This window comes from Pigmentiphaga sp. (assembly GCF_019689535.1).
In the GTDB taxonomy this organism is placed as follows: Bacteria; Pseudomonadota; Gammaproteobacteria; order Burkholderiales; family Burkholderiaceae_B; genus Pigmentiphaga.
In genome coordinates this window covers 1-10,373 of the sequence record NZ_JADGHH010000127.1, presented here as the reverse complement: position 1 = coordinate 10,373, position 10,373 = coordinate 1, and the positions used below count along the sequence as shown (strand labels likewise).

Annotated in this window: 12 protein-coding genes, 1 tRNA gene and 1 riboswitch; of the genes, 6 read left to right on the top strand and 7 right to left on the bottom strand. The window is 67.0% G+C overall.

Annotation, left to right across the window (positions count from 1 at the left end):
• A partial coding sequence (locus IRZ12_RS11780; RefSeq protein ID WP_296468608.1) for a mandelate racemase/muconate lactonizing enzyme family protein occupies positions 1-1,159 on the bottom strand: 1,159 nt, incomplete at its 3' end.
• Entirely contained in the window at positions 1,156-1,695 is a 540-nt protein-coding gene (locus IRZ12_RS11775; protein ID WP_296468606.1) for a MarR family winged helix-turn-helix transcriptional regulator, read from the bottom strand. The genes IRZ12_RS11780 and IRZ12_RS11775, both read right to left, overlap by 4 nt.
• 245 nt (positions 1,696-1,940) lie before the next feature.
• On the opposite strand from IRZ12_RS11775, the gene IRZ12_RS11770 reads away from it, so the two are divergent.
• Positions 1,941-2,846: an AEC family transporter gene (locus IRZ12_RS11770; protein WP_296468604.1), complete on the top strand. Its 906-nt coding sequence runs from the start codon at positions 1,941-1,943 to the stop codon at positions 2,844-2,846.
• On the opposite strand, the gene IRZ12_RS11765 is transcribed toward IRZ12_RS11770, so the two are convergent.
• Both IRZ12_RS11765 and IRZ12_RS11760 read right to left on the bottom strand, forming a co-directional pair.
• The gene (locus tag IRZ12_RS11765) at positions 2,812-3,105 is read right to left on the bottom strand and encodes a YkgJ family cysteine cluster protein (protein WP_296468602.1); all 294 of its coding nucleotides are present in this window, start codon (positions 3,103-3,105) and stop codon (positions 2,812-2,814) included. The genes IRZ12_RS11770 and IRZ12_RS11765 overlap by 35 nt on opposite strands.
• An 11-nt stretch (positions 3,106-3,116) precedes the next feature.
• Complete coding sequence (locus IRZ12_RS11760; protein WP_296468600.1) at positions 3,117-3,668, bottom strand: hypothetical protein; 552 nt, start codon at positions 3,666-3,668, stop codon at positions 3,117-3,119.
• A 162-nt stretch (positions 3,669-3,830) separates the two neighbouring features.
• Between IRZ12_RS11760 and IRZ12_RS11755 the strand changes: the two genes are divergently transcribed.
• Positions 3,831-4,658: an alpha/beta hydrolase gene (locus tag IRZ12_RS11755; RefSeq protein ID WP_296468598.1), complete on the top strand. Its 828-nt coding sequence runs from the start codon at positions 3,831-3,833 to the stop codon at positions 4,656-4,658.
• 19 nt (positions 4,659-4,677) lie between these two features.
• Here IRZ12_RS11755 and IRZ12_RS11750 read toward each other — a convergent pair whose 3' ends face one another.
• Positions 4,678-4,803, bottom strand: a complete 126-nt coding sequence (locus IRZ12_RS11750) for a hypothetical protein (RefSeq protein ID WP_296468596.1) — start codon at positions 4,801-4,803, stop codon at positions 4,678-4,680.
• Between the two features lie 127 nt (positions 4,804-4,930).
• Between IRZ12_RS11750 and rnk the strand changes: the two genes are divergently transcribed.
• From rnk to IRZ12_RS11735, 3 genes are all read left to right on the top strand, one after another.
• The gene (rnk, locus tag IRZ12_RS11745; protein WP_296468594.1) at positions 4,931-5,350 is read left to right on the top strand and encodes a nucleoside diphosphate kinase regulator; all 420 of its coding nucleotides are present in this window, start codon (positions 4,931-4,933) and stop codon (positions 5,348-5,350) included.
• A 73-nt stretch (positions 5,351-5,423) separates the two neighbouring features.
• Positions 5,424-5,661: riboswitch (cobalamin riboswitch) on the top strand.
• 142 nt (positions 5,662-5,803) lie between these two features.
• Positions 5,804-7,663, top strand: a complete 1,860-nt coding sequence (locus tag IRZ12_RS11740; RefSeq protein ID WP_296468593.1) for a TonB-dependent receptor — start codon at positions 5,804-5,806, stop codon at positions 7,661-7,663.
• Between the two features lie 10 nt (positions 7,664-7,673).
• Entirely contained in the window at positions 7,674-8,609 is a 936-nt protein-coding gene (locus IRZ12_RS11735) for a cobalamin-binding protein (protein WP_296468592.1), read from the top strand.
• Positions 8,610-8,691: 82 nt separating this feature from the next.
• On the opposite strand, the gene IRZ12_RS11730 is transcribed toward IRZ12_RS11735, so the two are convergent.
• A tRNA-Arg gene (locus tag IRZ12_RS11730) sits at positions 8,692-8,767 on the bottom strand.
• Positions 8,768-9,036: 269 nt separating this feature from the next.
• On the opposite strand from IRZ12_RS11730, the gene IRZ12_RS11725 reads away from it, so the two are divergent.
• Complete coding sequence (locus IRZ12_RS11725) at positions 9,037-9,927, top strand: c-type cytochrome (protein ID WP_296468590.1); 891 nt, start codon at positions 9,037-9,039, stop codon at positions 9,925-9,927.
• Between the two features lie 89 nt (positions 9,928-10,016).
• On the opposite strand, the gene IRZ12_RS11720 is transcribed toward IRZ12_RS11725, so the two are convergent.
• Positions 10,017-10,373, bottom strand: a 357-nt coding sequence (locus tag IRZ12_RS11720; protein WP_296468588.1) for an aldehyde dehydrogenase family protein, incomplete at its 5' end; no start/stop codon positions are given.

The following is a 10,373-nucleotide window of genomic DNA, read 5'->3' as shown; positions in this document are numbered from 1 at the left end:
GGGCTTCTTCGTCTATGTCCGATCCCCACCCGGGCCGGTCCGGAACGCATACGCATCCATCTTCGAGGCGCACGGGGTGGGTCAGGAACTCGCGGGTCCACGGCGCTTCGTCGTACCGCAGCTCCATGATGCGGACATTGGGCACCGCCGCGCACAAGTGCGCGCTCATCAAGGTGGCCAGCTCGCCTACGGGGTTGTGGGGCGCGATGTGGGTCTCGAATGCGTCCGCCAAGGCAGCGATGCGCACCGATTGCCAAACGCCATTCCAGATCGGGTCCACGATGGCCACGTCCACGGTCCGGCCGGCGATGAATGGGCGATACTCGGACAGCCCGTGCAAAGACTCGAGCGAGGCGATGGGCGTGCGGGCACTGTTACGGATGAGCGCCAAGGCCTCCGCGTCGCGCGTGTCGAGCTCGAGCCAGAACAAATTCAAGGGCTCGAGCCGGCGCGCGAGCCGGATGAACCCCTCCGTGCGCTGGCTGAAACCCACGTCGAGCATGAGACCGAAATCGGGCCCCACGCCTTCGCGGAACGCATGAAGTTGATCGACGATGGCCTCGATCTGCCCGTCGCTGATGGCTCGGTCCAAGAAGCCGGGCTGGATGCGAAAGCCGGCGTTCATCATCACGGGGCCACCCGGTTCGAAAAACACGGCATTGGTCTTCAGCGCCTTGAACCCGGCTGCGACCGCTTCGCGCCCGATCCGCGTGAAGTCCTGCAGCGAGCGCACCGGTTCGTAGCCGAGGCGCTCGTAGAACGCGGCATGGCGCACGCGAAAGCTGCCGCAGTGGGTCCAGTACGCAGGGACCTTGTCGCGGAACGGGCCGCCGAACAAGCGATAGACCGGAATGCCGAGCGATTTGGCATGGACATCCAGGCACGCATTCTCGATGGCGGCGATCGCCTGGTGCGACAACCCCCCAGGGGCGAGGCGCGTCGTGGCCAGCAACGATTCGCTGAGCATGCCGGTGGCGCGCGGGTCCATCCCCACTGCAATGCGCGCGAAGCCGTGGATCAGCGGCGTCAGCTCCGCGCCGGACAGGCCGTCATAGTATTCCGACCAGCCGACCAAGCCATCGTCTGTGGTCAACTTCAGGTAACTGCACACCCGATAGCCGCCATCGGCCTGGAAGGTGTCGATGCGCGCGATCTTCACTCCCTCTCCTTCGCCGTGCCCATGCCCGGCCTACCCATGGCCTTCAAGAGTTTTTGCAAGCCGCTGTAGAGCGCGGCCTTTTCCTGGGGCGTCAGCACCTCGAGCAACGCCATCTGTTTTTGCTGCGCCACGGGAAAAAGCCGCCGCGCAATGGTGCGCCCCGCGTCGGTGATCTCGACCACGAGGCGACGACCGTGTGTTTCATCATCCCGCATGGCTACCAGGCCGCGCCGCTCGAGCCCGCGCAGCACGCGCCCGGCCTGCGCCTTGTCTACGCCGGTAATGCGGCACAACGCGCTGAGCTGCATGGACGGGCTCTTCCACTGCGCCAGGCGCGCGATCAAGCGCCATTCGGTGGGCGTCAGCCCGTGCGCCTTGGCGTATACACGGGTGATGTCCTGCTGCGCCGCCGAGGCAACGCGCTGCAGCAGGGAGACGGGATAGTCGTCGAGGTCGAGCCGCGTGGCTGCGCCCGCCGTCAGCCATGGACACTCGGGCTGCGCCACGCGCCTTGCCGGATGAATCGATGTAGACATGTCCACATGTTCGGCGCGCAATGTAGACTAGTCAACAAATGGATCTGCGGATTTACCCTGGGTCGGCGCGCATGGTGCCCGGCGTAAGTCGCGCATTCCGCGCTATTCTTGCGAGCTTCGGGCTAACCCTTACCTCCTCTCGTACCCATGTCCGCACCCATCCGCGGGGGTGAAGTCGCCATCCCTCTCAGACAGCCGACCGTGACGCTTCCCATTCTTCCCCCGGGTGCGCGAGGAGCGCGCCCATGAACGTCTTCCACATTTATTTCTCGCTCCTGAGCCTGCTCGCGCCGCTCATGGTGGTGATAGGCGTGGGCACGATCTGGGGCAAGCTCGGCCATCCTTTTCCCGCCCAGTTCGTGACGGTGCTGGCCACGACGGTCACGACCCCGGCACTGGTGTTCTACACCCTGGTCACGACCCAGCTGAGCGACGAGGTCATGGGCAAGGTGGCCATTGCCACGGTCCTGGCGCTGGGTCTCTGCATGGTGGCCTGTGCGATCGCGCTCAAGCTTTGCCGGCTGCCGGTGCGCAAGCTGCTCCAGACCACCTCGTTCCCGAACGCGGGCAATCTCGGGCTGCCCATCACGCACCTGGCATTCGGCGATGCGGGCCTGTCGACTTCCATCGCGTTCTTCGCCGTCGCATCCTTCATCCAGCACACCGTTGGCGTGCGCACGCTGCCGAGCGCGCCGGGCATACCTGCGCCGTGGAAAAGCCCCATCCTGGTGGCTTCCGTGCTCGCGGTCGCTTGTCGGCTGCTGGGATTCACGCCGCCTCAATGGATCATGGACTCGGCCCAGCTGTTGGGGAGCATGACCGTTCCCCTGATGCTGCTGGGATTGGGCCACGCGCTGGCGCTCATTCCCCCCGCCGGACTGTCGCTCGGCGGCATCATCAGCGTGATGCGGCTCACGTTCGGCCTGGGCACCGGGGCGCTCGGCGCCTGGCTGGCTGGATTGCCGGCGGACATGATCGGCAACATTGCGCTGCAAATGGGCATGCCCTGCGCCGTGGTCAGCTATATGTACGCGCGGCGCTACACCGACGTGGGCGATACCTCGGCCGGCGCGGTGCTCATCTCGACGCTGGTGTTCCTGGTGCTGGCGCCTTTTCTCATGTGGCTGCTGGGCGCGCCCGTGGCGCGCTAGCGCCACCGGGCTGCGTCTGCGCCTCGAGCCAAGCCAGCCAGCGCATGGCATGCTCGCGGCTCTCGCCGCACATCTCGGGCGCCGGCATGAGGGAGGCGCACACCGCCGGCCGCTCGGGCCGCCCGAATAGCCTGCAGCGATTCTCTTCGTCCAGCTGCGCGCATCGCACGCCGGCCGGCTTGCCTTCGGGCATGCCCGGTATGGGCGAGGTAATGGACGGCGCGGTGCAGCAGGCGCCGCACCCGGGACGGCATTCCATCTCCGGCTCCATCAATCGGCCCGTACCGACTGCACGAAGGTCTCGGCGGCTTCGCGCGGCAACTCATCCTCCCGGCCGAGCGCGACGACCTCGATGAGATGATTGCCCAAGACATAGACCCGCCCCAGCATCCACGATGGCATGTTGGCCGCGGTGCCGTGCACTTCCAGTTCGACCGCCCGGAGGACCTTGCGGGTATCGGAAGGTGCCTGCTTGAGGCTGACCTCGCGGCGGTAGGTCAGCGTTCCGCGAAGGTTGGCGCGCAAGACGTCTTCGAACGCATCGGCAACCCTGGCCAGCTCGGCCGGGTCGTTCATGATGGAGTCGGGAAGGACGATGTAGCCGACGGCAAAGATCGAGGAGTCCACCGGCGCAATGTCGAAGGTGAGCGGCAAGGTGTGCCCGGCGATGTCGACCTCGCGCCGATCGGGCCGCGGCCGCGCAGGAAAAGTGACGCGTACCGCGCCCTCGGCCGTCGGCATCTCGCGCCAATCGAACTTGGGCGAGCATGCCGCGAGCGCGGCCAGGAGCAGGACGAAGAAGATGCGAAGCGGCATGGACATGGGGGTTCCATCGGCATGATGCGCCGCCAAACGCCGGCCAGGCGCGACAAAAGGGTACAAGCTGTTACACCAGACCAGTCGGCCGGGCGCGAGCGGCTGAGCGACAATCCGCCTTTGAACTCAACCCGACACGGACAGGATCTGGAATTGTCGCTGATTTCCATGACGACCGCTCCCGACGGCACGCAACTGGCCGTTTACCGTTGGGACGTGCCGCCCCGGCCCGAAGGGTACCGGCCTGCCTACCTGCTGCACGGCCTGGGCGAACACGCCGGCCGCTACGAAGGCCTGGTGCGCTGGTTCGCCGCCCGCGGTTGGTCGCTTGCTGCGCACGATCACCGGGGGCATGGTCGCTCGGGCGGCAAACGGGGGACGCTGCGCACAGAAGAAGATCTCGTCATCGACGCGGAACACCGGCTCGCCGAATACGAACGCGAAGCCGGCGCACCGCCCCTGCTGATCGGACACAGCCTGGGTGGCCTCGTGGCGACACGCGTCGCGCTCCGCGGCAAAGTGCCGCTGGCCGGCCTGGTCCTGTCCTCGCCCGCCTTTAAATTGGAGCTGTCGGCCGCTCAACGGTGGCAGCTCGACCTGTTGAACCGGTTCGCGCCCGACCTGCGGGTCGGCACGCGGTTGAAAATCGCCAAACTCTCGCACGACCAAGGGGTCGTCGACGCCTACGCCAACGATCCCCTCGTGCACGACCGCATCAGCGCCCGCCTGCTGCGCTTCATTGTGGCGGGCGGCGCCCAGTCCATCGCCGAGGCATCCGGCCTCAAGGCCCGTACCCTCCTCATGGTGGCCGGGGATGACGCCATTGTCTCGCCCGCCGGCAGCCGCAGCTTCGCGGACTCCGCGGCGCCCGGCAAGCTGGCGCTGCGCTGGTATCACCAGGCGTACCACGAAGTGCTCAACGAGGCACCGGCACTGGCCGCCCCCGTGTATGCCGACCTGGAGACGTGGCTCGCCACCCTCGACGACCGGGTTTGAACGGCCCTGCGGTAATGGGCTATCCTAGGCGCATGGAATCGCTCCGGCGCGCCGTGTCGGCGCCCACCACCTCGCACCAGCCCTGCTCGACGCGCGTCACCGCGCGTCGCGTGCTGTCGTGCGCGCCGATTCTGCTTCGCTCCATCCCGGCCTTTCACTCCTGAGCCCGGCGATCCCCTCCTCCCCACCACCTTTTCGTGACCGATCGCCGGGCTTTCTGAATCCACCGTATTCAGCGCCGCCCTGCGGCACGACGTTTTCAGGAGACAGGCATGCAAACCAGCAGCCCCCCGATCATTACGATCAACGAACTCGACTACGTTCGCCTCACCAGTCTGCTCAATCAAATGGAGCGCGAACCCGCGCCCGGCTCCACCCCGGCGCTCATCGCCGAGATACTCGACCAGTCGGACCAGGTCGACCCGCGCGAGGTGCCGGCCGACGTCGTCACCATGCATACGCGGGTGGAGGTCGAGGACGGCAACGGAACCCGGCTGATCACCCTGTGCTATCCCAAGGAGGCCGACGCCAGCAAAGGCATGGTCTCCGTGTTTTCGCCCATGGGCGCCGCGCTGCTGGGCGTCCGGGTTCCAGGCAACATTTCGTGGACCCCGCCCGACGGCGAGCGGCGCGAAATGCGCGTAGTGCGGATCGACTACCAGCCCGAAGCCAACGGCGACTACACCGCCTGAACGCCCCGCTTCCCCGGGGCAGCCGAACGACGCGCCCCCTTCCCGGGCCGGCTGCCTCCGCGCCCGGCCATGTTAGAGTAGCTCCCGAGCCGGTGCTTGAGAGTTAAACGGGAAACAGGAGGACCCCTCGCCGGGGATCTAACCTGTGCTGCCCCCGCAACGGTAAGCATCCCGTCCGCGGCCCAGCCGCGCGACACGCTGCATCAAACCCACTGTGCCGACCTGCCCACATCCTCGGGCGCAGGTCGCATGGGAAGGGGATGCGGCCATGGGTGCCAGCCCGGATACCGGCCGGCTCGCGGTCTTCGAGACCACAACGGGGGAAGCGCCGCGGGTGGGCGGCGAACCGAGTTCATCAGCCTGGATGGCATGCCCGGGCGCGCACCTGCGCGCGGCGCTTCCCGAATCGCAAGCCGACGTGCGGGGATGCGCGTCAACGACGAACGAAAAACCATGTCATCCAGCCTCAGCTCCCGGCGCCTGGCAGGCGCCGCCGGCGCACTGCTTTGCGCCACCCACGCCCAAGCCCAGATGCTTCCCGGGCCAGTCGCCCTCGAACCTGTCACGGTCACTGCCTCGCGCATCGAACAACCGCTGTCACAGGCCCTCAGCGACGTCACCGTCATCGATGCCGACACCATCGAACGCGCGGGACAAAGCAGCCTGGCCGACCTGCTCCAGCACACGCACGGCGTGGACATCGCCACGAACGGCGGGCCGCAGACAACGACCAGCGTATTCCTGCGCGGCGCCACCAGCGGCCACACGGTGTTTCTAATCGACGGGCAGCGGGTGGGCGGATCGACGGCAGGCGTCATGGGCCTCGGCGCGATTTCGCTCGCAGAAGTCGAGCGCATTGAAATCCTGCGCGGCCCGGCGAGCGGCCTGTACGGCGCCGACGCGATCGGCGGCGTGGTCAATATCATCACCCGCCGCCCCAGGGCCGACGCGCCCTTCGAGCCGCGGGGCTCGGTTGGGCTCGGCACCTGGAACACACGCAAGGTCGACATCGGGCTCTCGGGCCGGCTCGACCGCTGGACGTACTCCCTGTCCGCCGGCCATGCCCGCAGCGACGGATACAGCGCCGCCAAACCGAATAATCCAGGCGGGGTCTACAACCCCGACCGCGACGGATACGAGCTGGACCACGCCGCAGGCCGACTAGGCTATGCGTGGCGGGACGGCCAAGAATGGGAAGCTTCGTTCTACCGGTCTCGCCTGAACGGCCGCTACGACGGCAGCCCGACGTTCGACGACCGCAGCGTGCAGCGCATCGAAAGCTATGCCCTGGCCAGCCGCAATCGCATCAACGACGCCTGGAGCAGCCGGCTCAGCGTGGCGCGCACCGTCGACGACAACACCAGCATCTACGGCCCGGGAGACACCGGCCGGGACCGGTTCCGCACTCGCCAGACCCTGTTTGCATGGCAGAACGACCTGGCCCTTTCTGCCGGACAAACGCTGGCGCTCGCGGCCGAACGGCGAGTCGAAGACATAGACGGCACGATTGCCTACGCGCAGGACAGCCGCATTACCAACGCGGCGGCGGCGGTATATCGCGTCGACCTGGGCCGCCACCACCTCCAGGCGAACCTGCGGTACGACCACGTAGCCCGCTACGGCGGCCGCACCACGGGCGGGCTCTCATACGGCTACGACGCGGCACCAGGCTGGCAACTGACTGCCGCCGCCAACACAGGCTTTCGATTGCCCACTTTCAACGACTTGTATTACCCCGTCTACGGGAATCCAAACCTGCGCCCCGAAACCTCACGCAACGTGGAGGCCGGCCTGCGCTACCGCCACGCCGCCGGCGAAGCGAGCGTCCTCGCCTACCGCAACGAAATTGAAAACCTGATCCAGTACCAGGGCTACACCCAAGTCGCCAACAAGAACGCCGTCATCAAAGGCGTCACGGTGAGCGCGACGCAGCGGCTGGGGGCGACCACCGTGCGCGGCAGCGTCGACTGGATGGACCCGCGCGACGACAACACCGGCCAGATGCTCACGCGGCGACCGCGCACCGCCCTCAAGATCGCGGCCGATCATCGCATCGGCCCCTGGCGCCTGGGCGCCGAATGGCTGGCGAGCGGCTACCGGATGGACAACTCCTTCAATGCCACGACGTTCTCCAACGAAGTCACGCGGCTGGGAGGCTATAGCGTCCTCAATCTCGTCGCGTCGTATGACATCGACCGCAAGACGCAGGTCCAGCTGCGATGGAACAATGTGACCGACAAAGACTACGAGCTGGTGCGCGGCTACGCCACGCCGGGCTCGAACGTGTTCGTGACACTGACCTACCGGCCTTGAGGACGAGATCGTGAAAGGCCCTTGCGCATGGATGACCGCCGCCCTGGCAGCAGTCCTGGCCGGCGGCGCCGCGGCTGGCGCCGCGATGGCGAAAGACGCCGCGGGCAGGGAAGTGGTGCTGCCTGCGCCGGCCCGGCGCGTCGTGTCGCTGGCGCCGCATGCCACGGAACTCATCTTTGCCGCGGGGGGCGGCCGGGCGCTGGTTGCCGTGGACCGCGACAGCGACTACCCGCCGCCCGTGCAGCCCCTGCCCCGCGTCGGCGACGGCACGCGGCCCGATGCAGAACGCCTGCTGGCCATGCGGCCAGACCTGGTCGTGGCCTGGGCTTATGCCAGCCCCGCCGCCCCGGGGAGCTTGCCCGGGCTCCTGGATCAGTTCCGCATCCCCGTCTACTACAGCAGCCCACGCCGGCTGGAAGACATTCCCGACGAAATCGAACGCCTGGGCGAGCTCCTGGACACGTCAGGCGAAGCCCGTGCGGCGGCGGCCCAGCTTCGCGAGCGGCTGCGGGCCCTCGCCGCCCGGTACGCGGGCCAACGGCCGGTGCGCGTGTTCTATCAGGTCGGCGCGCGCCCCATGTACACCATCAGCGGCCGCAGCATCATCAGCGATGCGCTCCGACTGTGCGGAGCCATCAACGTTTTTGCCGAGCTGCCCGCCGTCGCCCCACTGATCAGCTCCGAAAGCGTGCTGCACGCCGGTCCGGAGGCCATCGCCATTGGCCAGACCGGCACCGCGGCCGAGCAGGAAGTAGAGAAATGGCGGGCGTTCGGACCGGCGCTCCGCGCAGCGCCCGACCACATCTGGACGTTAGACCCGGACACCATGCACCGGCCCGGCCCGCGCATGATCGAGGCCACCGAACGCTTGTGCGAACGCATCGACGCGGTCAGGGGCGATCAACCGGCGGCCCGCGCACCGGGGCCGCCGCCGTTGCATCGTTGACGACCCGCGCAACGAAGCGGCCTGCGGCCCGGCAGGAAAAATCAACTAAGGGGGAAGAAAACCAAGGGAGGAAAAGCGGGAATGGCGCGCCCGGCTGGGATCGAACCAGCAACCCCTGCCTTCGGAGAGCAGTACTCTATCCATTGAGCTACGGGCGCGTAGCCATGTATTGTACCTTGCTCGGGCGATTTCGTCTTTTCCTCTTCGTCCCCCCTTGTCGAAGGGCCGCGTCCGGGTCCGGAAATCGACGTTGAACCGAGATACCTGCCTACCGTTATAATCGGGCGTTTATGTGCAGGACGACAGCCGACCGGGGAGACAGGCGGCGGCGCATCCTCGCTTCACAAGTATCAAAGCAAGCAGTCATTCATCCGATAAACCGTCATGCGCCGGGTGCGCCCGGCCTATAGACTTGCAGGACTTGGCAATGAGCAACGCGCAGCAGAACCACACGGAAGAACATGCATCGCCGATCAGGACGCCGCGACAACTGATCACGTTGGTCATACTGGCCTTCCTCGTCCCCATCACCGTCATCCTGCTGCTCGTCAACTTCGTCGCCAGCGGCACCAAGTCCAACGCCGGGTCGGATGCGCAAACGCCGGAAGCCATCGCGGCCCGCATCAAGCCGGTGGGCGGCTTCGAACTGCGCGACCCCAACGCGCCGCGCGTCTTCCAGACCGGCGAGGCCGTTTACAAGGCCGTATGCGCTACCTGTCACGCAGCTGGCGTGGCAGGCGCACCCAAGTTCGGCGACAGCGGCTCGTGGGCCAAGTTCATCGCGCAGGGGTACGACGCCATGCTGAAAGTGGCCATCGAAGGCAAAGGCGCGATGCCCGCGAAAGGCGGCAACCCCGACTTGGACGACTTCGAAGTCGCGCGCGCCGTGGTCTACATGGCCAATAACAGCGGTGCCAACTTCAAGGAACCGCCGGAGCCCGCTCCTGCCGCGCCGGCCGCCGAGAACCAGGCCGCTGCAGAACCTGCAGCGCCCGCACCGCAAGCCGCCGCCGCGCCGGCCCCAGCGCCCCAAGCTGCCCCGGCTCCGCAGGCGGCGGCCCCGGCCGCCGGCTCGACGGCCGACGGGAAGAAGCTCTACGACTCCACCTGTTTCGCCTGCCATGCTGCGGGCGTTGCGGGCGCGCCGAAGTTCGGCGACAAGGAAGCCTGGGCCAAGTACATCGCCACGGGCATGGACGCCATGGTGGCCGTCGCCATGCAGGGCAAGGGCGCAATGCCTCCCAAGGGCGGCGCTGCCAACGCCACGGAAGCGGAAATCCGGGCCGCCGTCCAATATATGGTCGACGCGGCCAAGTAAGCCATCCGCGGAACCGAACTCCGGTTCCCAAGAGAGAAACGCCCCGGCTGCCTTGCGGCGCCGGGGCGTTGTTTATTGCTTCAAGCCGATCACAGCGGCCGGATGCCGATGAATTTCAGCTGCGACAGCTCTTCGATCGCATAGCGCACGCCTTCACGCCCAAAGCCGGATTGCTTCGCCCCGCCGAAGGGATACAGATCCAACCGGAACCGACTCGCCTCGTTGATCCAGAGCGAACCCACCTCGAAGCCCTCCGCGAAATGGAAAGCCTGCGCCAAGCTGCGCGTGAACACGGCCCCCTGCAACCCGAAAGGCGAATCGTTGGCCAACTGCAAGGCATGCTCCGCATCGCGCGCCCGCTGCACGACGGCCAGCGGGCCGAACACCTCTTCCGTCCAAATGGGGCTGTCGGCGGGCGCATCCGCCAAGATACCCGGACTGACGAT